Annotated in this window: 23 protein-coding genes and 1 pseudogene; 11 read left to right on the plus strand and 13 right to left on the minus strand. The window is 71.7% G+C overall.

Annotated features, from left to right (window positions below; genetic code table 11):
- Positions 1-199: 199 nt before the first annotated feature.
- Together JNK30_RS07405 and JNK30_RS07410 are read right to left on the minus strand one after the other, a co-directional pair.
- The gene (locus tag JNK30_RS07405) at positions 200-544 is read right to left on the minus strand and encodes a hypothetical protein (protein WP_293481421.1); all 345 of its coding nucleotides are present in this window, start codon (positions 542-544) and stop codon (positions 200-202) included.
- 8 nt (positions 545-552) lie between these two features.
- Positions 553-846 carry a hypothetical protein gene (locus JNK30_RS07410; RefSeq protein ID WP_293481422.1) on the minus strand — a complete coding sequence of 98 codons (294 nt, stop codon included), beginning with the start codon at positions 844-846 and terminating at the stop codon, positions 553-555.
- A 292-nt stretch (positions 847-1,138) separates the two neighbouring features.
- Here JNK30_RS07410 and JNK30_RS07415 point away from each other — a divergent pair, with 292 nt between their 5' ends.
- Positions 1,139-1,615: a MarR family transcriptional regulator gene (locus tag JNK30_RS07415; RefSeq protein WP_293481423.1), complete on the plus strand. Its 477-nt coding sequence runs from the start codon at positions 1,139-1,141 to the stop codon at positions 1,613-1,615.
- Between the two features lie 6 nt (positions 1,616-1,621).
- On the opposite strand, the gene JNK30_RS07420 is transcribed toward JNK30_RS07415, so the two are convergent.
- The gene (locus JNK30_RS07420; protein ID WP_293481424.1) at positions 1,622-1,891 is read right to left on the minus strand and encodes a hypothetical protein; all 270 of its coding nucleotides are present in this window, start codon (positions 1,889-1,891) and stop codon (positions 1,622-1,624) included.
- Between the two features lie 246 nt (positions 1,892-2,137).
- Between JNK30_RS07420 and JNK30_RS07425 the strand changes: the two genes are divergently transcribed.
- From JNK30_RS07425 to JNK30_RS07435, 3 genes are read left to right on the plus strand one after another with little or no spacing between them, the layout of a single operon-like run.
- Complete coding sequence (locus JNK30_RS07425; RefSeq protein ID WP_293481425.1) at positions 2,138-2,905, plus strand: helix-turn-helix domain-containing protein; 768 nt, start codon at positions 2,138-2,140, stop codon at positions 2,903-2,905.
- A gap of 20 nt (positions 2,906-2,925) precedes the next feature.
- Positions 2,926-3,327 (plus strand): VOC family protein, encoded by a 402-nt coding sequence (locus JNK30_RS07430; RefSeq protein ID WP_293481426.1) that lies wholly within the window; start codon positions 2,926-2,928, stop codon positions 3,325-3,327.
- A gap of 14 nt (positions 3,328-3,341) precedes the next feature.
- Entirely contained in the window at positions 3,342-3,818 is a 477-nt protein-coding gene (locus JNK30_RS07435) for a VOC family protein (protein WP_293481427.1), read from the plus strand.
- On the opposite strand, the gene JNK30_RS07440 is transcribed toward JNK30_RS07435, so the two are convergent.
- The 6 genes from JNK30_RS07440 to JNK30_RS07465 all read right to left on the minus strand — a co-directional run bounded on the left by JNK30_RS07440 (position 3,815) and on the right by JNK30_RS07465 (position 9,839).
- On the minus strand, positions 3,815-5,785 hold the full coding sequence (locus tag JNK30_RS07440; RefSeq protein WP_293481428.1) for an HWE histidine kinase domain-containing protein: 1,971 nt from the start codon (positions 5,783-5,785) through the stop codon (positions 3,815-3,817). The two genes, JNK30_RS07435 and JNK30_RS07440, sit on opposite strands and share 4 nt — an antisense overlap.
- A gap of 33 nt (positions 5,786-5,818) precedes the next feature.
- On the minus strand, positions 5,819-7,027 hold the full coding sequence (locus JNK30_RS07445) for a DUF1343 domain-containing protein (protein ID WP_293481429.1): 1,209 nt from the start codon (positions 7,025-7,027) through the stop codon (positions 5,819-5,821).
- On the minus strand, positions 7,024-7,548 hold the full coding sequence (locus JNK30_RS07450) for a DOMON-like domain-containing protein (RefSeq protein ID WP_293481430.1): 525 nt from the start codon (positions 7,546-7,548) through the stop codon (positions 7,024-7,026). The genes JNK30_RS07445 and JNK30_RS07450 overlap by 4 nt, the downstream gene beginning before the upstream one ends.
- Before the next feature lie 49 nt (positions 7,549-7,597).
- Positions 7,598-8,170, minus strand: a complete 573-nt coding sequence (locus JNK30_RS07455) for a Pycsar system effector family protein (RefSeq protein WP_293481431.1) — start codon at positions 8,168-8,170, stop codon at positions 7,598-7,600.
- A 113-nt stretch (positions 8,171-8,283) separates the two neighbouring features.
- On the minus strand, positions 8,284-9,519 hold the full coding sequence (locus tag JNK30_RS07460; protein WP_293481432.1) for an acyl-CoA dehydrogenase family protein: 1,236 nt from the start codon (positions 9,517-9,519) through the stop codon (positions 8,284-8,286).
- A gap of 101 nt (positions 9,520-9,620) precedes the next feature.
- Complete coding sequence (locus JNK30_RS07465) at positions 9,621-9,839, minus strand: hypothetical protein (RefSeq protein WP_293481433.1); 219 nt, start codon at positions 9,837-9,839, stop codon at positions 9,621-9,623.
- A gap of 81 nt (positions 9,840-9,920) precedes the next feature.
- Here JNK30_RS07465 and JNK30_RS07470 point away from each other — a divergent pair, with 81 nt between their 5' ends.
- Entirely contained in the window at positions 9,921-11,984 is a 2,064-nt protein-coding gene (locus JNK30_RS07470; RefSeq protein ID WP_293481434.1) for a beta-glucosidase, read from the plus strand.
- Positions 11,985-11,987: 3 nt separating this feature from the next.
- On the opposite strand, the gene JNK30_RS07475 is transcribed toward JNK30_RS07470, so the two are convergent.
- The 3 genes from JNK30_RS07475 to JNK30_RS07485 form a co-directional block, all read right to left on the minus strand.
- On the minus strand, positions 11,988-12,860 hold the full coding sequence (locus tag JNK30_RS07475; RefSeq protein ID WP_293481435.1) for an alpha/beta fold hydrolase: 873 nt from the start codon (positions 12,858-12,860) through the stop codon (positions 11,988-11,990).
- 66 nt (positions 12,861-12,926) lie between these two features.
- Positions 12,927-13,358: an ester cyclase gene (locus JNK30_RS07480; protein ID WP_293481436.1), complete on the minus strand. Its 432-nt coding sequence runs from the start codon at positions 13,356-13,358 to the stop codon at positions 12,927-12,929.
- A 9-nt stretch (positions 13,359-13,367) separates the two neighbouring features.
- Positions 13,368-14,672 (minus strand): amino acid permease, encoded by a 1,305-nt coding sequence (locus JNK30_RS07485; RefSeq protein ID WP_293481437.1) that lies wholly within the window; start codon positions 14,670-14,672, stop codon positions 13,368-13,370.
- Positions 14,673-14,793: 121 nt separating this feature from the next.
- Between JNK30_RS07485 and JNK30_RS07490 the strand changes: the two genes are divergently transcribed.
- From JNK30_RS07490 to JNK30_RS07505, 4 genes are read left to right on the plus strand one after another with little or no spacing between them, the layout of a single operon-like run.
- Positions 14,794-15,168, plus strand: a complete 375-nt coding sequence (locus tag JNK30_RS07490) for a BlaI/MecI/CopY family transcriptional regulator (RefSeq protein WP_293481438.1) — start codon at positions 14,794-14,796, stop codon at positions 15,166-15,168.
- Positions 15,158-16,063, plus strand: a complete 906-nt coding sequence (locus JNK30_RS07495; RefSeq protein ID WP_293481439.1) for a M56 family metallopeptidase — start codon at positions 15,158-15,160, stop codon at positions 16,061-16,063. The genes JNK30_RS07490 and JNK30_RS07495 overlap by 11 nt, the downstream gene beginning before the upstream one ends.
- A gap of 23 nt (positions 16,064-16,086) precedes the next feature.
- A complete protein-coding gene (locus JNK30_RS07500; RefSeq protein ID WP_293481440.1) occupies positions 16,087-16,644 on the plus strand; it encodes a hypothetical protein in 558 nt (185 codons plus the stop codon).
- Between the two features lie 31 nt (positions 16,645-16,675).
- Positions 16,676-17,707, plus strand: coding sequence for an amidohydrolase (locus JNK30_RS07505; RefSeq protein WP_293481441.1), 1,032 nt, complete (start codon positions 16,676-16,678; stop codon positions 17,705-17,707).
- A gap of 7 nt (positions 17,708-17,714) precedes the next feature.
- On the opposite strand, the gene JNK30_RS07510 is transcribed toward JNK30_RS07505, so the two are convergent.
- Positions 17,715-18,290, minus strand: coding sequence for a TIGR00730 family Rossman fold protein (locus tag JNK30_RS07510; RefSeq protein WP_293481442.1), 576 nt, complete (start codon positions 18,288-18,290; stop codon positions 17,715-17,717).
- Between the two features lie 184 nt (positions 18,291-18,474).
- Between JNK30_RS07510 and JNK30_RS07515 the strand changes: the two are divergent.
- Positions 18,475-18,672: pseudogene (locus JNK30_RS07515) on the plus strand (cold-shock protein); the annotation flags it as partial.
- Between the two features lie 219 nt (positions 18,673-18,891).
- On the plus strand, positions 18,892-19,089 hold the full coding sequence (locus JNK30_RS07520; RefSeq protein WP_293481488.1) for a cold-shock protein: 198 nt from the start codon (positions 18,892-18,894) through the stop codon (positions 19,087-19,089).
- The last annotated feature ends 115 nt before the right edge of the window (positions 19,090-19,204 follow it).

A 19,204-nucleotide genomic window follows, 5' to 3' on the forward strand; every position in this document is an offset into this window, starting at 1 on the left:
CCAGCTCGTCCTGGAGGGCCGGGTCGCGGCCTGGCCGGACGGGAAGCCGGTGCGCTGCTGGAGCGAGTCGGCCGATCACCGCCCGATCTGCCTCGTCGCCGTCGACCTGCAGAAGGTGACGCTCCTCGACCCCGTCAGCGGTGAGTCCCTCGCCGAATGGGGCCCCTGAGGGCGCATCCCGCCGCGATCACCGCGCGGCTCAGGCGGCCGCCAGGTCCGGTCCCTCGGCCGGGAAGCGGACAACCGGCAGGCCCGGTTCGCCCGCGGCCTGGCCCTCGGGCGGCAGAGCCGGGGTGTAGCAGGGCACGCCCCATAGCCGCTGCAGTTCGCCGGCCAGCTCCTCGTTCGTCCGCCGCCCGGCATTGGGCCCCACCAGAAGCGCGGCCGCCGGCGCCGCCTGCATCGCCAGGGTGAGCGCCAGGGACGCCGTGGGCGCGGGCCCCACCACCACGCGGCCGGCCCGGTGCAGGCGATCCATCCAGCGCACCGCGCGCGCCTCGTCGGCGCACACCAGAAGCACCGGTCCTGAGAGGTCGTCGTTCATGTCGTCTCCTATGGGTTCAGGCCCGACCGGCGCACCCGCGCCCGCAGCTCGCCGGACTCGCCGAGCACCTCGAGGGTGACGTCGAACCCGACGGCGGCGTAGGCGCGGGCAAGGCGGCGCGCGTGCCGTTCGGCGGACCCGCCGCTCAGGAAGCAGGCGGGCTCGAGATCCTCGGCCTCGACCCGCCACGGCCCGTCATCGCTGCGCACGCGGACACGACGCTCAAAGTAGAAGCCGCCGGGCGCCCAGGCGCGCGGGAGCTCCGGATACGTCGGGTCGAACGCCATGCTGTGGGCGGCCACGTGGTCCCTCATCCTCTGCAAAGCCCGCTCCTGGCGGGCGGTCGAGCGGCGGGCCAAGGCCTGAACACCCCGTCCGCCGCTCTCCACCGGGGAGCCGCCGATCTGCGGCCGACGACCCACATGTATCGTATCGCGATACGTCTTTCCGGCGCAAATCACAGCCCCGGGAGCAGCTGCGACGAAGGCCCCGGGGCGCGCGCGCTGGGCCCTGGCCAGGGATGGGCAAATCGCTGATGCTCCAGCCTACATCCTTCCCCGACGAGCCGGCCGCGCCCGGCTCAAGAGGCTGCGCTTGGAACAGACGCCGATCCGACGCCGCAAGCTCGTGCAGGCCGACTACGCGGCCCTCGGGGCGTTCCGCCACGCCCTCCGGCGGTTCCTGGCGTTCAGCAGCGCCGAGGCGGCGGCGCAGGGCCTGACGCCCCAGCAGCATCAGGCGCTGCTGGCGATCAAGGCGCATGAGGGTCCCGAGCCCGTCAGCGTCGGCGAGCTCGCGCGGGCTCTGCTCATTCGCAACCACAGCGCCGTCGGGCTGGTCGACCGACTCTCGGCGCGGGGCCTGGTCACCCGCGGCCACTCCATTCGGGACCGGCGGCGCGTCGTGCTTCACCTGACCCCCACGGGCGCAAAGGTGCTCGAAGCGATCTCGCGTCGGAATCTTGCGAAACTGAAGGCGAGCCTGCCGGTCTTCACGGATCTGCTGTACGCCCTGGAGCAACTGGAGCTCCCGGCGCCGGAGCAGCGATCCCGGATCGTGGACACCGTCTGACCGCCTCTAGCCCAGAAACGCCCGCTCGTCCGCCGACGGCGGACGGGGCCGCACGACCAGGCGCAGGCAGCTGCCGGCGTCGAACGCGAGGCCCGGATCGAACATCCGGTAGACCACCTCCCAGAGGTGGTCCCCGGCGCCCACGCCCGGGGGTGGCGCCACCACGTCCCCCACCTGCGGCAGCTGGCCCGCGAAGTCGGCGAGGTTGAAGTCGAGCGGCGGCGAGGTCTCCGCCTCCGCCTGTCCCTGGATGTGGACACGGATCACGCTGGCCACTCGATGGCTCCTGTACTTGACGACGGTTCGGGGCCCGAGACTCAAGTCGGCAACGCCGGGCGGCGGGCTGCCCGGACTCCTCTGGGATGCGCCGCGCGCTTGGACATTCCGTCTCCTCCACGCCTGTCGGGCCGGTCAGGGACACAACTCCGCAAGCGCCGGATCGATCGCATCACGATCCGTTGCACGTCGCCAATTCGCATCAATCAGGATTGATTTATCAATCTGACTTGATCTAAATGACGCATGGCCCTGCGTCAGTCCCTCGAGATGTCACCTCCCCCGTTCCTCCAGTTGGCGGCCCATCCGCTGCGCTGGCGGCTGCTCGAGGAACTCGGTCGAGGGGATCGCACCGTGCAGGAGCTGACGGAGCGGGTCGGCGAGCCGCAGAACCTGGTGTCGTACCACCTGGGCAAGCTGCGCGCGGGCGAGTTGGTGTCGGCGCGGCGCAGCGCCGCGGACGGTCGCGACATGTACTATCGCCTGCACCTCGACCGCGTGGGCGGACAGCTCTCCACCGCCGGCGCTGCGCTGCATCCCGGGCTGCGCCTTGCGCCTCGGGTTCCGGCCGACGGGTACACGCGCTCAGGACGCGTGCTGTTCCTGTGCACGGGCAACAGCGCCCGATCCCAGATGGCGGAAGCGTTGCTTCGCGTCCGCTCGGGCGGGCGCATCGAGGCCGAGAGCGCGGGCAGCCAGCCGCGACCGCTGCATCCCAACGCCGTCAGGGTCATGCGCGAGGACTTCGGGATCGACATCAGCGGCCAGGCTCCGAAGCCGATCGCCGACGTGGCCGGACGGCGCTTCGACTCCGTCATCAGCCTCTGCGACCGGGTCCGGGAAGCCTGCGCCCAGCTCCCGGGGCGCCCGGAGACGCAGCACTGGAGCCTGCCGAACCCCGCCACGGGCGGGGCCGACGCGGCCACCTACCCCCTCTTCCGCCACGTCGCGGACGAACTCTCCAACCGCATCAGCTTCCTCCTGGCCGCGTTCGCCGAGCCCGCCGCCGCCTAGCCTTCAACCGGAGACCCGAGATGGCCGAGCCCTTCGACATCGTGAATGTCCGCTACATGGTGGATGACGTGCCGGCGGCCGCCGAGTGGTACGCGAAGCACTTCGGCTTCTCGGTGACGATGGCGACGCCGGCGTTCGGCTCGGTCTCGCGCGGCGCCCTGCGGCTGCTGCTGAGCGGCAAGGCGAGTTCCGCGGGCCGCCCGATGCCGGACGGCCGGGTCCCCGAGCCGGGGGGCTGGAACCGCTTCCAGTACATCACCGACGACATCGCCGCCGACGCCGAGCGGCTGCGCGCGGCCGGTGTGACGTTCCGCAATGAAATCCTCTCGGGGCCCGGGGGATCGCAGGTCCTCGTCGAGGACCCGTCGGGCAACGTGGTGGAGCTGTTCCAGCCCGCCGCCGAGTGGCAGCCGACGCGCTGAAGGAGAGACTGGCGATGATCAAGCCGATCGCACTCGCAGCGGCGCTCCTGTTCGCCGCGCCCTGCGCGCAGGCGCAGACGTCCCCCACGGCGAACCTCCAGCAGGTCAGGGTTCGCTACATCGTCGTCGACGTCGCCCGCACGGTCGCCTTCTACAGGGACAAGCTTGGCTTCCGGCTCGACATGCAGGCCGGCCCCTACTTCGCGGCGCTGTCGAAGGGCGGCGTGCAGCTGCTGATCAGCCCCGCGACCGGGCCGGGCGGCGCTTCGCAACCGATGCCGAACGGGGACAAGCCTGCCCCGGGCGGTTGGAACCGGCTGGTGCTCTACACCCCTGACCTCGAGGCCGAGGTCGCGCGGCTGCGGAAGGACGGCGTGCGCTTCCGCAACGACATCGTCGTCGGGGCGGGCGGCAACGAGATCCTACTGGACGATCCCTCGGGCAACGTCGTGGAGCTGTTCCAGCCGACGATCAGCGTCGCGACGCCCTAGGCGGTCCACGCCCCCGTCACGATGGCGGGCAGGCGTGCATCCAGCGTGCAGACGAGACCCTGCGCGGCGTAGTCCAGCGTCACCCGCCCCTGCAGCTCGGCTGAAAGGCCCCGCTCGATAAGCCGGGTCCCGAAGCCGCGGCGTGTCGGAGGCCTGACCGGCGGACCGCCCGATTCGCGCCAAGTCAGCGCCAGCCGCCGCGTGTCGCCGCCGCCGTCGACCGTCCACTCGACCGCCACCTTGCCCCCGGGCGCGGAGAGCGCGCCGTACTTGGCGGCGTTCGTGGTCAGTTCGTGGAAGGCCAGCGCCATGGCGATGGCCGTCTTGGGCGGAAGGAAGACCGGCGGGCCGGCCACGCTGAAGGGGCTGGAGCCGGAAAGGCTCACGTAAGGCGCGGCCGCCTGAAGCACCAGGTCGCGCAGGTCGGCGCCTGACCAGCGCTCGTCCGTCAGCACGTCGTGCGCGCTGGCCAGGGCCATGAGGCGCGACGTCAGCGTCTCGCGGACGTCGTCCGGGATATCGCCGCGGCGGAGCGTCTGGGCGGTCATGGCCTGGACGGTCGCGAGCGAGTTCTTCACCCGGTGGTTCAGCTCGTTGACCATCAGCCGCAGGTGCTGCTCGGCCGCCTTGCGAGCCGTCACGTCCGTGGCGGCCCCGAACCACTCGGTGATGGCGCCCTGTGCGTCCAGGATCGGGATGGCGCGCGAATGGACCCACCCGGCGCTGCCATCGACCCGTCGCACGCGGTGCTCGAGCTGGAACACCGACCTCTCCGCGACGGCCGCGCTGACCGCGGCGTTCACGAGCGCGCGGTCTTCGGGGAACAGGTAGGTCCCGGGCCAGTCGACGCTCGGGCTGTCGGTGTCCACCAGGAAGCCGCGCCCATCGAGCTGCAGCAGCTCGCGCCAGTCCGGGCTCATCCGGAAGACCATGTCCGAGGTCGAGGTGACCAGGGCGCGCAGCCGCGCCTCGCTCGTGCGGACGTGCTCCTCGGCCTCAGCGCGCTGGGCGCGGGTCCACGCCCGCTCGGCCACCTCTCGGATCAGCTCCATCTCGTCCGGCCGCCAGCGACGCGCCGCCAGGGTGTGGACGCACAGCGCCATGCGCCAAGCGCCGCCGCGGAAGAGCGGGATCGCCAGAACGCCGCGCATCAGCGTCCTCCCGAAGGCCGGTTCCGCGCCGTCGCGCGCCTGCGCGCTGGGCGCCGCGTCCTCGACCGCCACGGTCCGGCCGAGCTGCATCTCGGCGATCAGGGACTGTCCGAAGTCGCTGAGGCGATGCCGCCCGGCCAGCCCGGCCACGCCCGGGCGGGCATATTCGTGCCGCACCTCGAAGGCGTCGGCCTCGGCCTCCACCTCGGCCCAGTGCACCCGGTCCGCGTCGAGATGGTTGCAGAGGGCGCCCGCGCTGGCGGCGAGGATGTCCTCAGCGGACTCCAGCTCGTCCAGCGCTTCGTCGAGCTCGAACAGGAAGGCCTGCCGCCGCTCGCCCCGCACCCGCTCGGTGGTCTCCATGCAGGCGCAGAACATGCCGGCCGTCTCGCCGCGCTCGTCGCGGACCGGGGAGTAGCTGAAGGTGAACCACGTCTGTTCGTCGTACCCCTGGCGGTTCATCAGCAGCGGCAGGTCGGCGCGGAAGCTGGCGCGGCCGTCCATGGCCGCCTCGATCAACGGCCAGATGTCGGGCCAGATCTCGGCCCAGATGTCATGGAAGCGGGCCCCAAGCGCCGCCGGATGCTTCTTGCCGAGGATTTCCGCGTAGGCGTCGTTGTAGAGGAACCCGAGCTCGGGTCCCCAAGCGACGAACATCGGGAACTTCGAACCGAGGAGCAGGCCTACGACGGAGCGCAGCGACTGCGGCCAGGTGTCCGGGGGGCCCAGCGGCGATGCGGACCAGTCGCGCTCGCGCATGAGGCCACCGACGTCGCTCTCGCCGTCGAGCCAGGGGTGAGCGGCAGGTACTGACATGCCGACCGCCACATCGCCCTCCCCGCGTTGTCGTCAGCCATAAAGCGCAAACGCGGCCCGTTCGTTGCGCCAGGCGTCCTCGTCAGGGCGTGCAAGGACGTCCAGATCGCCGGGCGCCGCCTGCGGATCGTCCACCCATTCGCGCAGCAGCGGGCCGCCGTTGATCACATCGATGGGCAGCTTCCCCAGCTCGTACTCGTACGGGAAATCGCGCCAGAGGTCGTAGTCGGGCCGGATGCGGCGGATCGCCTTGAACGCCAGCGCCTGCAGGCGCCAGGGCTTGAAGGCGGCATGGTCATAGCTGCGCGGATCCTCGGTGTGGATCATGACGCCGCTGCAGAGCTTGCCCACATGCTTGTGGAAGGTCGGCTCGAACCAGAAGTCTCGCAGCGTGCAGCCGCCAAGCCAGTCCGGCGCGAGGGCCTGCATCTCGGCGATCACGGCCCGGGCGTCGATGTCGGGCGCGCCGAAGCCCTCCAGCGGCCGGGTCGTCCCGCGGCCCTCCGAAAGCGTCGTGCCCTCCAGCATCACCGTGCCGGCGTACGCGCGGGCCATCCACAGGTTCGGGGCGTTCGGGCTCGGATTGACCCAGGTGCGCTCGCCCAGCGGCCAGCCGTAGCCGGGCGCCGCCCCGGGGTCGTACCCCTCCATGGCGATGACGCGGTACTCCACGTCCAGCCCCTTGAGCTTGATGAACCACAGGCCCAACTCGCCGAGGGTGAGCCCGTGGCGCATGGGCATGGGACCGGCCCCGACGAAGCTCTCCCAGCCCGGCCGGAGCGTCAGCCCCTCGACGGGGCGGCCGGCCGGGTTCGGCCGGTCCAGCACCCACACCGCCTTCCCGTGCCGGGCGGCCGCCTCCAGGACATAGAGCAGGGTCGTGATGAACGTGTAGATCCGGCAGCCCAGGTCCTGCAGGTCGACCAGCAGGACGTCGAACGTCTCCATGGACGCGTCGGTGGGCCGACGGACCTCCCCGTACAGGCTGAAGATCGGAATGCCATGGACCGGATCGTTGAAGTCCGGGCTCTCGACCATGTTGTCCTGCTTGTCGCCGCGCAGGCCGTGCTGGGGACCGAAGGCCGAGGTGAGCCGGACGTCGCCCGTCGCCACGAGCGCATCGAGGGTGTGCGTCAGGTCCGCTGTGACCGAGGCCGGATGGGCCAGCAGGGCTACCCGCCGGCCGGCCAGCGGCTTGCGCAGCTCAGGGTCCGCCAGCAGGCGGTCGATGCCGAATCTCATGCGCCCGACGGTGCGGGAAGTTCGATCGCGAATCCATCGGCGTGGTGGAAGTCGGGGCGGCCGGACGGATGGCGCAGGGCCCAGTAGGAGAGCCGCCCGCCCGACTCCTCGATGACGGCGGCCAGGCCCAGCCGCTCCGCCTCGCCCGGCACCTCGATGACGGCGCTCAGCTCGAGCGCCTGCGGCCGGCGCAGCACCTGGATCCGCGGCGGGCCGGCGTCGGCCGGCCGCATGCCCGCGCGGTAGCCGTCGAAGGCGTAGGCCGCCCACCGCGCCGACGGCGACAGGTTCCACTCGAGGTAGCCGGCGGGGTGCGAGACGAAGGCCTCGAGGCAGGTGTGACGCCAGAGTTCATCCACCCGCGCCGGCGCCGCGGGCGCGGGGATCGCCAGCTCCGAGAGATCGCCGCGCACCATGTACCGGACCGCGAGCGCGCCGCGGCCCGCGGGCGTCGTCTCGACCGTGATCGCGTCCACAGCGGCGCAGGGGAAGTCGGGGTGAGGCGTCAGTTCGCAGCGCATGCGGCGATCCTAGAGCATCGCGCCGGCCGATGCCGTGGCTGACGGCGGCTCAGCCCGGAACGGCGCCTGCCCCGGCGCCGAAGAGCCTGAACAGGAACGGCGCCAGGAAGGCCAGGACGCTGAGCACGAGACCTACGAGGAGGACACGATAGGCGTAGCCCAGGAGCCGGTACTTCTTGCGGGCGAGCACCGTGCCGTTCTGGTAGATGTCGCGCGCCATCGCCTCGTAGGCGGTCCGCGTGTCGCCGCAGACCTCGAGCAGCATCTCGACGTAGCGGTCCTCCACCTCCTGGGTGAACGACCCGAAGAACAGGATGTTGGCCGGCCCGTTCGGCCGCGGCGGCGCCTTCACCGCCGGCAGGACCGCCAGGATCGTGATGAAGGCGGCGATGAAGGCCGTGCTGCCCAGGATCAGGACGGCGGGCGGCGTTGCGGTTCCCCGGGCCTGGCCGATGGAGATGGTGAAGATGACGAAGGTGATGCCGAGCAGCATGCTGGCCTTCTGATCGGCCATCTGGGACAGCTGGTACTGGACCGTCTGCGTCGTGCGCAGCAGATGGATGGCGTCGTTCGAGAACGCTTTCCGCTGCTCCTGACCGGGCGCCAGTTCGGTATCACGCATCCAAAGCCGCCCCCCAGCGGCGCATCAATGTGCCCAGCGCCGGCCCGGCGGTCAAACGCGCCGGCGTCCGCCGCGCGACCCGAGGGGTTCGCGGCGGACGCCAGTACGAGTCGTCAGAGCAGATCGCCGCCGCAGGCGCCCGCGGTGGTGCCCGTGTTCTGGAACGCCTTGATCACGTTGCGGCCCACCGTCCAGCGGTGGACCTCGTCGGGCCCGTCGACCAGGCGCTGCGAGCGGATGTGCGTGTACCAGGCGGCCAGCGGGGTATCGCGGCTGTAGCCGAGGGCGCCGTGCAGCTGGATCGCCGTGTCGACCACATGGTGCACCATGTGCGCCAGGTAGACCTTCGCGATCGAGTTCTCCTGGCGCATGTCCATGCCCTTCTCGGCCTTGTAGGCGATGTGCAGGAGCATGAGGCGGGCGATGTAGAGCTGGCTCGCGCACTCGGCCATCATGAACTGGACCGCCTGGCGCTTGTGCAGCGGCCCGCCGAAGGTCTCGCGGCTGGTGATGTGCGCGGCGGCCAGGTCCAGCGCCCGCTGGGCCATGGCGACGTTGTGCATGCCGTGCCGCAGCCGGCCGTAGGCCAGGCGGTGCTGGCCCATGTTGAAGCCGTTGCCCACGCCGCCCACGATGTTCTCGGCCGGGACCACCAGGTCCTTGATCTCGATCTCGGAGTGGCCGCCGCCCATGATGTGGCTGAGCGGGCCTTCCATGGCCATGGTCGGGATGTCGCGCTTGATGCGGTAGCCGGGGTTCGGCAGCTCGACGATGAAGGTCGAGAACTGCTGGTGGCGGGGGCCTTCGGTGTCGGTCCGCGCCATCACCAGGGCCAGGTCTGCGGCGCTGGCGGCCGAGGAGAACCACTTCTCGCCGTTCAGGACGTAGTTCTCGTTGCCGTCCGGCACGGCGGTGGTGCGCATGCCGGTGGCGTCGGCGCCGGCGGCCTTCTCGGTCATCGAGTAGCAGACGCGCTTCTCGCCGTTCAGCAGCGGCTTGAGGAACTTCTCCTTCTGGTACTCGGTCCCGTGCGCGATCAGCGTCAGGATCGTGGCGTCGTCCGGGCCCTGCGAGTTCATCGACAGAGCGCCGAGGTAACTCTCGCCCAGTTCCATCTGAACCAGCGCGTTCGCCAGCGGGCCCAGCCCCATGCCGCCGTATTCCTTGGGCACGAAGGGCATCCAGAGACCCTGGGCGCGGGCCTTGGTCCGCAGCTCCTGCAGGACCGTCTCGAAACTCGCCTTGTCCTTCACCCGCTCCTGCGCGGGGATGCACTCGTCGTGCACCCACTGACGGACCTTCTCGCGGACAGCCTTGGCCTCGGCGGGGATTTCGAAGTCGATCGACATGGCGCGCCCTTCCCTACTGGTTCTTCGAACGCACCGTGCGGCCCCTCCGTGGCGGCAGGCAAGCAGGAATGCGCCCGCCGCTCCCGCCCCGGTCGGGCGGATCAGGTCTGCAGCGCCGCTTCGGTGGCCTCCATCTCGCCGCGGATCCAGTCGTGGCCGCTGGTGACCATCACGCCCTCGATGGCGCTGATGTGGCCACGAAGGCGCTCGCGGATCTCCTGCGGGACGTCCTCTCGGCCGGCGACGTAGCGGGCGATCTGGTGGACGGCGAAGGCGGTGTGCAGGGCGAGGCGATCACGATCCTCGTCGGAGAGCTTCATGTGCAGGCTCCGTGCTGACAGGGTCACGCTAGGCCTCGAGCTTGGCCTGCGCCAGAGTAACCGAAACGAGGGAAAGCCGCCTTGAGTTCAGACCCCGACACGCGCGCCGCCGCGCTGCTGGACCAGATGAGCCTGGAGGAGCAGATCGGACTGCTGTCCAGCCGCATGCCGCTGGTGCTGAAGCCGCGGCCCGACGGCGTGCCGAAGTGCGCCGGCTGGGTCCCAGGCCTGCCGCGGCTGGGCGTCCCGGACCTGTTCGAGACCGACGCGAGCCTGGGGGTGGCGGCGGCCGGGCGACGGGAGGACCTCGCCACCGCCCTGCCCTGCGGCCTGGCGCTCGCGGCGGCCTGGAGCCCGGAGCTCGCGAACGAGGCCGGCGCGATGATCGGCGCAGAGGCCCGCGCGAAGGGGTTCAACTGCCTGCTCGCGGGCGGCGTCAACCTGGCGCGCGAGGCGCGCAACGGCCGGAACTTCGAGTACCTCGGCGAGGATCCCCTGCTGGCGGGCGTCCTGTGCGGCGCCTCGATCCAGGGAATCCAGGCGCAGAACATCGTCTCGACCATCAAGCACTTCGCGCTGAACAGCCAGGAGACGGGCCGCATGGTGCTGTCCGCCTCGATGGACGAGGCGGCGTTCCGGGAGTCCGACCTGCTTGCGTTCCAGATCGCCATCGAGGCGGGCGAGCCGGGCTCGGTGATGTCCGCCTACAATCGCGTCGACGGGGTCTATGCCTCCGAGAACCCTTGGCTGCTCAACGACGTGCTGCGCGGGGACTGGGGCTACAAGGGGTGGGTGATGTCGGACTGGGGCGCGGTGCATTCCGCCGCGCCGGCCGCGAACGCGGGACTGGACCAGCAGTCCGGACGCGAGTTCGACCGCGAGCCCTTCTTTGTCGAGCCCCTCGCCGCCGCGGTCGACGCGGGCGTAGTCTCCGCGGCGCGCATCCGCGAGATGGCGCACCGCTACCTGCGCTCGCTCGCCGCCTGCGGCGTGCTGGACCATCCCGTCGCGCCGGGGATGCCGGACCTCGTCCGCGGCGCGGACGTGGCGCGCAGGGCCGCGGAGGCGGGCGTGGTGCTGCTCAAGAACGATGGGCTCTTGCCGCTCGAAGGGGTGCGATCCATCGCCGTGATCGGGGGACGCGCCGACATCGGCGTGCTCTCCGGCGGCGGCTCCAGCCAGGTCATTCCGAAGGGCTCCGTCCGCTTCGACCCGCCGCCCGACGCGCCGCGCTGGAGCGCCGGGGTCATCTACCAGCCCGACCCGCCCCTCGAGGCGATCCGCGCCCGCGCCGCGAACGTGCATGTGGCGTTCGACGACGGCGGCGACGCGGCGCGCGCGGCGCGTCTCGCGGCGGAGAGCGACGTGGCGATCGTCTTCGCCGTGGAGTGGGCCACCGAGGCCCTGGACACCACGCTTCGGCTCCCGGACGGCCAGGACGACCTGATCGCAGCGGTCGCCGCCGCCGCCCGCCGGACGGTCGTCGTCCTGCAGACGGGCAATCCGGTGCTGATGCCCTGGCTGGATGCGGCGGGCGCCGTGGTGCAGGCCTGGTACCCGGGCTCGGAGGGCGGCAAGGCCATCGCCGGCGTGCTGTTCGGCGACGTGAACCCCTCCGGCCGCCTGCCGATCACCTTCCCGGCGTCGGAAGCGCAGCTGCCGCACCCCAGGCTCCCCGGCGGCGACCTGCCCATCGTCAACGACCGGGGCGACACCCCGCCGTTCGATATCGTCTACACGGAGGGTTCGGACCTGGGCTACCGCTGGTTCGCCAGGACGGGCGCGACCCCGCTGTTCCCGTTCGGCCACGGGCTCTCGTACACGACGTTCCGCTACGCTGGCCTGGCCCTCGACGGGCCTGCGGCGAGTTTCGAGGTCACCAACACCGGCCACCGCGCGGGCGTCGAGACGGCGCAGGTCTACCTCCTCGAAGCGCCCGGCCGCCGGCAGCAGCGTCTTGTCGGTTGGGCGCGCGTGGCGCTGGAGCCCGGCGAGACGCGGCGGGTGACGGTGCAGGCCGATCGGCGCCTGCTGGCCGACTGGGACACCGAGACCCGCGGCTTCCGGGTCCGTGGCGGCGACTACCGCATCGCCGTGGGCTCCAGCGCCGCCGCGCTGCACCTGGAGGGCGTGACCAGCCTCTAGCGGCTAGCCGAGGTGTTCGCGGAGGAAGGCAATGGTCTCGCCCAGCGCAAGCTCCAGGCCGGCGCCGTCGTAGACGTCGAAGTGGCCGCCCGGGACGCGGACCAGGCGCTTGGGCTCGCCGGCCCGGGCGAAGGCCGCCTCGGCGTGCGCGGTGGGCGTCACCGCATCGTCGGTCGCAACGATCATCAGCAGCGGCCGCGGCGCGATCTGGCCGATCCACCAGCCGGGCTCGTGGCCCCGGACCGCCTCGAAGGACGACAGGGTCACCTCGTTCACCCAGGTCGGCCCCCCGGTGCGGGTGAAATAGGCGTGGCCGTCGTCGCCGGGCAGCGCGGCGGGGCCGTCGCCGGGCGCGGTGACCGGGATCATGGACGCTGGGTTTCCGGCAGACCGGGACTCGCGCTCGGCGTACAGGGCCGCGACGAACGCCTCGTGGTCGGGACGCAGCGCCAGCAGCGCCGAGCCTGAGATGAAGGGCGCCTGCGAGACCAAGCAGCTCACGCGAGGGTCCAGGGCGCCGGCCTGAAGCACGTGGCCACCGGAGAAGCTGGATCCCCACAGGGCGATCCGCGAGCCGTCCACCTGACGCAAAGCGCGCACGAAGCTTACCGCGTCGCGGTAGCCGCGAAGCTGCCGCGGGGGATCGACCTCCTGGCGGGGCGCGCCGTCGGAAAGCCCGAAACCGGCGTGGTCGAAGGCGAAGACGTGGAAGCCCGCGCTCGCGAGCGCCGTCGCCTGGGGCTCGAGCTGCGCCGCGACGGCCGAGAAGCCGTGGGCCATCACGACCACGGGCCGCGGTCCCGGCGCCTCGGCGGCGTAGAACGTCCCTCGAAGCGTCGTTCCTTCCGACATGAACGCCATCGCTTCGCCGGCCATGATGTCGTCCTCCCGGAGTGCCGCAGCCGGCCCGGTTACGGCCGGCGGCGCAGGTTCGGATGCGCGCTAGGCGAGGCCAAGGGCGCGCGCGACGGCGCCGGTGTCGAAGTAGGGCCGCTCGCAGACGATGAGGTCCGAGCCGGGCGCGAACTCGAAGCCTGCCGCCATGCGGACGCGGAAGCCGCGGCCCGTGGGCTCGACGGTGCGGTCGCCCAGCCGCAGCGGACCCAGGTGCGTGCCGGTCAGCCAGAACTCCACCAGGACCGTGTCCCCGTCATGCGCGATGGCGATGATCTCGTTGCCCTGGTCGGGAAAGGGCGTGCGGCTGGCGGCGAAGTAGCGGCGCACGGCGGCCTCGCCGTCGAACACCACGCCCGAGCCGTGCAGCTCGTAGCGGGGATGGGCGAAGGTCGCGATGACCGCGTCCCAGTCGTGGGTGATCTCCTTGGCCATGTGCTCGCGCACGACGGCGATGCGGCGGTGGGCGAGGTCGTCCATGCGCCCAGGCTAGCGGCGGCGCATGGCGGCGTACAGGAGCGCCGCGACAACGGCCGGGCCGGCCGACCACGCCAGCTCGACGGGCCGCGCCGAGACGATCAGGACGATGGCGGCGCCCGTCGCCGCGACCGCCGTGGCGGCGGCCGCGGCCTGGCGCCATGCCGGCTGGCCGCGCATCAAGCGCAGGAGCGACAGGGCCGCCAGGACGTAGGTGTAGAGGCTGAGCAGCGAGACCATGTTGGTCAGCGTGGAGAACTGCGCCGCCAGGCTGGGCGCCGCGGTGAAGAACGCCACGACCGTCATGAGGCCGCCCGCGACGGCCAGGTTCAGGGTCCCCGCATGACGCCCGAGCCGACTGCCGAACAGGCGCGGAAACACGCCGCCGTCGGCCGCCGTGCGGGTGGTCTCGGCCGCCACCAGGCTCCAGCCGCTGAGGCAGCCGGTCGCCCGCACCGCCGCGCAGAGCGCGATCACCGCCGCCAGCCCTGCCCCCAGCGCTACGCCTGCGGCGTCCGCGAAGGGCGCCTCCGAGCGCGACAGCCGGGCCGAGGGCACCAGGCCCATGACCACCACGCTCGCGGCCATGTAGAGCGCGGCCGCCCCCAGGACGCCCAGGATGGTCGCGCGGGGCACGTTGCGCGCGGGGTCTCGCACCACGGCGGCGGCCGCCGCCGCCGATTCCAGGCCCAGGAAGGCCCAGAAGCAGCTCAGCGCCGAACCCCGGATGGCCTCGGCCGCCGGCGCGCCCGAGGGATTCCAGGAGGCGAGGAAGACCTCCGGCCGGAACGAGAACCAGCCGACGGTCGCGATCAGCAGGATCGGCGCAAGCCCCACGGCGAGGGTCAGCCCCTCGATCCGCGCGACCAGCCGCGGGCCGCCCCAGGCTCCGAGGATCCCTGTCCAGACGATCGCGATGGTCAGCGCGAGGCGCGCCCCGCCACCCGCCAGCGCGGGAACCAGGAAGCCGATCGCCCCGGCGGCGGCCAGCGCCAGCGGCACCATGCCCACCCAGATCGAGACCCAGAACAGCATCACCGTCTGGGCGCCGAAGAAGCCGCCCAGGCCCGCCTTCACGTAGTCGCCGAGCCCCTGCGACGCAGGCAGGAGGATGGCCAGCCAAACGAACACGCCCGCGATGGTCAGCGCGGCCGCCGTCGCCGCCACCCACCCTAGGATCGAGATCGAACCCATAGCCCCGAGAGTCGCCGGAAGCAGGTAGACGCCCGAGCCGATCATGGAGCCGGCGACGAGCCCGGCCGCTCCCAGCACGCCTATGCGGCCATGGCCGCCTGCCCGCGCGGTTGCCGCGACCATGCCGTTTCCCCCGGCCGGCACGCTGCCTTACTCCCGCCACCAGGCGCAAGCTCACTCGTCATCGGCAACGCTTGACACTCCAAATTACAGGCGTAACGTCTGCTCGAGCTACGGATGTAAGATGTCGAAGATCTCAGGCGCCGAAAGTCAGATCATGGAGGCCCTCTGGGCCCGCGGGCCGCTGACGGCCGACGAGATCGTGCAGTCGGTCGGCCCGGCCCAGAGCTGGGGCGAGGCGACGGTGAAGACGCTCATCAACCGCCTGCTGAAGAAGAAGGCGCTCGCGTCCGAACGCACCGGGGGACGCGCCATCTACCGGGCGCTGGTGACCCGCGAGGACTATGTCACCGGCGAGAGCCAGGGCCTGCTCGACCGCCTGTTCGGCGGACAGGTGGCCCCGCTCGTCGCCCACTACGCCCGCCACCGCGCCTTGTCGGCCGAGGAGGTGGCTCGCCTGAAGAAGCTCATCGCGGAGTTCGAGTCCGATGACGACTGAGGTGCTGGCGGCCCTCGTGAGGGCGAACCTGGTCGGGGCGGTCGCCGTCCTTGCGGTGCTGGCCCTTCGCATTCCCGTCCGGCGGCTCTTCGGGCCCGAGGTGGCCTACGGCCTCTGGGCGCTGCCGCCGCTGGCGGCCTTCGCGACGCTGCTGCCCGCAAGGACCGAGGACGGCGCCGACGCCACCGGGTTCATCGCCGCCACCGTCGGCGACTACTCCGCGGGCCTGCTTGCGGTCTGGGCGATCGGCCTGGGCGTCGTCTTCGCGGGCCTGGCCCGCGCCCAGGCGCGGTTCATGGCCGCCGTGCGGACCGGTCGGGCGGGCCCCTCCGTCGTCGGCGTCATCTCGCCCCGCATCGTCATGCCGGCCGACGACGGGCGCTACAGCGACGAGGAGCGCGCGCTGATCCGCGCCCACGAGCGGGAGCACGTGAACCGGATGGATCCCCGCGCAGGCGCCTTCGCCTCGGCCCTGCAGGCCGTGTGCTGGTTCAACCCGTTCGTCCATGTGGGCGCCCATGTCATGCGCCTGGACCAGGAACTCGCGTGCGACGCCGCCGTCCTCCGCCGGCGGCCGCGTGACCGCGCGCTCTACGCCCGCACGCTTCTGAAGACCCAACTGGCGAGCCAGCCCCTGCCGTTCGGCTGCTACTGGCCGGCGCGCGGGCCCCATCCGCTCGAGGTCAGGATCGGTCTGCTGAGGACCGCCCACGGCTACGACGGCGTCGCGGGCCCTCTGCTGATTGCCAGCGGCCTCGTGATCGGCGCCTGGCTGGGGTGGCGGGTGAACCCGCCCGTGCCGCCGCCCGCCCCCATGATCGAGCTCTGGCGCACCAACACCGGGCCCACGATGTCGGTCATGCTCATCCGCGCGCCCGCCGCGGACGCCGAATAGCCCTCAGCGGCAAGGAGTCTCCGATGCCGATCCCGCTGACGCGGGCGCGATGGCTCGCGCCGGCTCTCCTGCTCGCGGCCTGCGCCGGCGAACGCGCCGAGACCCGGCTCGTCGCCGACCAGCGCCGCGTGGATCCCCCTCGCCTGTGGCGCGTGGACAGCCTGGACCCGGCCGGCAAGGTCGCCGCGACGCTGCTGGTCTGCGCCGACTCCACCCTGAGTAACGGGTTCGGGCGGGCGCATGCCGAGGTGAACGGCCGGCCCTGCATCACGCTGAAGGGCGGGGTCGACCGCGCGGGCCTGCACGCCCATCGCTGCCAGATCGACGGCCGCCGGTACGGCGTGACGGTGACCCGGACCGGCGACGCCGCACGCGACTTCACGGCCGCCTTCGCCTTCGCAGCGCTGGACGGATCGCCCGCCCGCGCCCGGCAGGTGCGGCGTTTCCGGAACACCGGCGAGCCGTGCCCCCCGGGCTGGGGGATCGGCGACCAGGCCCGGCGGGGCGCGCCCCGCAGCGCCAATGCCCTTGCGGCAACATGGGGTCCGTCGCCGGTTGAGCGCGGCGTCGCCGCCCACTAGCGTGCGACGCAACGAAGACCGGGAGGATCCGATGCCTGAAGCCATCCTCGAGCCCCAGCTCCCGATCGTCGATCCGCATCATCACCTCTGGGACCGCCGCACCTACGCGACGCCGCAGGTGACGGACCACCCGTTCATGACGGCGATCCAGCCGGCGCAGCGGTACCTGCTGGACGAGCTGATGGCCGACACGGAGAGCGGCCACAACGTGGTGGCCACCGTGTTCGTGGAGTGCCGCGCCTTCTACAAGGCCGACGGCCCGGTCGAGCTGCGCAGCCTCGGGGAGACCGAGTTCGTCAACGGCGTCGCGGCCATGAGCGCCAGCGGGACCTACGGCGACTTCCGCGCCTGCGCCGGCATCGTCGGGAACGTGGACCTGCTCCTGGGCGACGCGGCGGGCGCGATCCTGGAGAAGCACGTCGAGGCGGGCGGCGGGCGCTTCCGGGGCATCCGCAACTCGGCCTCCTTCGACGCGGACAAGGACGTGCTGGGCCCCCTGAACCGGGTCGAGGCCGGTCTCTACCTGCGGGACGACTTCCGCCAGGGCTTCCGCCGCCTCGCCCCGCTCGGACTATCGTTCGACGCCTGGCTGCTGGAGCCGCAGCTGCCCGACCTGATCGATCTGGCCCGCGCCTTTCCGGACACCACCATCATCCTGGACCACGTGGGAACGCCGCTCGGCCGCGGCAGCTACACGGGGCGGCTGGAGGAGCGCTTCCCCGCGTGGAAGGCCAACATCCTGGAACTGGCCAAGTCGCCGAACGTGAACGTGAAGCTCGGCGGCCTGGCGATGGCGTTCTGCAACTTCCCGTCGTTCCTGCAGGAGCCGCGGGCGCCGTCGAGCGAGCTGGCCCAGCAGTGGCGGCCCTACATCGAGACCTGCATCGAGGCCTTCGGCGCCGAGCGCTGCATGTTCGAGTCGAACTTCCCCGTCGACATGGGCAGCTGCAGCTACGCCACGCTTTGGAACGCCTTCAAGCACCTCGCCGCCGGCGCGTCGGCCGAGGAGAAGACCGCACTGTTCTCGGGCACGGCGAACCGGGTCTACCGGCTCGGACTCTGAGGCGACGTCAGGCCTTGGCCCCGCTCCACTTGGGCGGCGGCGGCGAATACGCGCGGAAGGCGTCCAGCGCGGCCTCCGTGGTGTCGGCGTAGACCAGCATGTCCACATACGCCTGGGCGAGGAATCCCGCGTCGGCCATGCGCTGGATCGTGGCGCGCATCAGGTCGTAGTAGCCCGACACATTGACGAAGCCGCACGGCTTGGCGTGGATGCCCAGCAGCGCCCAGGTCCACTGCTCGAAGATCTCCTCGAACGTCCCGGGACCGCCCGGCAGGCAGAGGAAGGCGTCGGAAAGCTCGGCCATCTTCAGCTTGCGCTCGTGCATGCTCTGGACGACGTGCAGCTCGGTGAGGCCGCGGTGGGCGATCTCCTGGTCCACGAGCCCCTGGGGCATGACGCCGACGACGCGTCCGCCGGCCGCCAGGGCCGCGTCCGCCACCGCCCCCATAAGCCCGACCTTCCCCCCGCCGTAGACGAGGGTGACCCCCTCGCGGGCCAGCCGGGTTCCGCAGGCGACGGCCGCCTCCAGGAACTTCGGATCGACCCCGGCGGAGGAGCCGCAATAGACACAGATGCTCTGCACGGGCGCGCCTCCGACCGCGTCTGGAAAGGGGGTCGCCGCTTAGCCTGAACACACTCGCGTGTCACGAGTGCTGGCCTTGGGGGATTTCCCTGCTACAAATTCGCCCACGGCTCGTCAGGGAGATTGGCCGGGCGTCGACTTGCGGGCGGCGTGGGACTTCTATTCTCGGTTAGGTTGCGACGAAATGGCGAGCGGCACTGTTAAGTGGTTCAACACGGCGAAGGGCTTCGGCTTCATTCAACCGGACGACGGCGGATCTGACGTCTTCGTTCACATCTCGGCCCTGAACCAGGCAGGCCTCGACGGCCTCGGCGAGGGCGACAAGGTCAGCTACGAACTCGAGCAGGACCGCCGGTCCGGCAAGCTGGCGGCGACCCAGATCGTCGTGACCGAGCAGGGCGCCCCCGCGCCCCGCCGTTCGGGCGGCGGCTTCGGCGGCGGTGACCGCGGCGGCTACGGCGGCGGCGGCGATCGTGGCGGCTATGGCGGCGGCGGCGGCGGGTACGGCGGCGGCCGCGACCGTGGCTTCGGCGGCGGCGGCGGTTTCGGCGGCGGCGGCGGACGTCCGCGCGGCGAGGTCGCGGGCTCCGGCTCGGGCACGGTGAAGTGGTTCAACCCCACGAAGGGCTTCGGCTTCATCAAGCCCGAGGGCGGCGGCCAGGACATCTTCGTCCACATCTCCGCGGTGGAACAGGCCGGCCTCTCGGGGCTGAACGAGGGCCAGACCGTGGCGTTCGACCTCGAGCAGGACCGCCGTAGCGGCAAGACCTCGGCGACCAACCTGAAGGTCACCGGCTAGACGACGGCAGGCGGGCCCGTTCCGGCGGGCCCGCAAGCCCAACGGCCAGGGCGCAACTCGCGCGGCGACAAGGCGTTGTGAACGCTCGATCGAGGCGAACCTCGTGGAGCGTGAG

It is taken from the genome of Phenylobacterium sp. (assembly GCF_016793225.1).
Classification (GTDB): Bacteria; Pseudomonadota; Alphaproteobacteria; order Caulobacterales; family Caulobacteraceae; genus Phenylobacterium.

Bases quoted from the DNA above. Each gene is read 5' to 3' on its own strand.
- JNK30_RS07435 (WP_293481427.1), top strand. From the start codon at position 3,342: ATGATCAAGCCGATCGCACTCGCAGCGGCGCTCCTGTTCGCCGCGCCC.
- JNK30_RS07495 (WP_293481439.1), top strand. From the start codon at position 15,158: ATGACGACTGAGGTGCTGGCGGCCCTCGTGAGGGCGAACCTGGTCGGG.
- JNK30_RS07425 (WP_293481425.1), top strand. From the start codon at position 2,138: ATGGCCCTGCGTCAGTCCCTCGAGATGTCACCTCCCCCGTTCCTCCAG.
- JNK30_RS07450 (WP_293481430.1), bottom strand. From the start codon at position 7,548: ATGCGCTGCGAACTGACGCCTCACCCCGACTTCCCCTGCGCCGCTGTG.
- JNK30_RS07430 (WP_293481426.1), top strand. From the start codon at position 2,926: ATGGCCGAGCCCTTCGACATCGTGAATGTCCGCTACATGGTGGATGAC.
- JNK30_RS07485 (WP_293481437.1), bottom strand. From the start codon at position 14,672: ATGGTCGCGGCAACCGCGCGGGCAGGCGGCCATGGCCGCATAGGCGTG.
- JNK30_RS07445 (WP_293481429.1), bottom strand. From the start codon at position 7,027: ATGAGATTCGGCATCGACCGCCTGCTGGCGGACCCTGAGCTGCGCAAG.
- JNK30_RS07490 (WP_293481438.1), top strand. From the start codon at position 14,794: ATGTCGAAGATCTCAGGCGCCGAAAGTCAGATCATGGAGGCCCTCTGG.
- JNK30_RS07440 (WP_293481428.1), bottom strand. From the start codon at position 5,785: ATGTCAGTACCTGCCGCTCACCCCTGGCTCGACGGCGAGAGCGACGTC.
- JNK30_RS07460 (WP_293481432.1), bottom strand. From the start codon at position 9,519: ATGTCGATCGACTTCGAAATCCCCGCCGAGGCCAAGGCTGTCCGCGAG.
- JNK30_RS07455 (WP_293481431.1), bottom strand. From the start codon at position 8,170: ATGCGTGATACCGAACTGGCGCCCGGTCAGGAGCAGCGGAAAGCGTTC.
- JNK30_RS07480 (WP_293481436.1), bottom strand. From the start codon at position 13,358: ATGGACGACCTCGCCCACCGCCGCATCGCCGTCGTGCGCGAGCACATG.
- JNK30_RS07475 (WP_293481435.1), bottom strand. From the start codon at position 12,860: ATGGCCGGCGAAGCGATGGCGTTCATGTCGGAAGGAACGACGCTTCGA.
- JNK30_RS07505 (WP_293481441.1), top strand. From the start codon at position 16,676: ATGCCTGAAGCCATCCTCGAGCCCCAGCTCCCGATCGTCGATCCGCAT.
- JNK30_RS07405 (WP_293481421.1), bottom strand. From the start codon at position 544: ATGAACGACGACCTCTCAGGACCGGTGCTTCTGGTGTGCGCCGACGAG.
- JNK30_RS07500 (WP_293481440.1), top strand. From the start codon at position 16,087: ATGCCGATCCCGCTGACGCGGGCGCGATGGCTCGCGCCGGCTCTCCTG.
- JNK30_RS07465 (WP_293481433.1), bottom strand. From the start codon at position 9,839: ATGAAGCTCTCCGACGAGGATCGTGATCGCCTCGCCCTGCACACCGCC.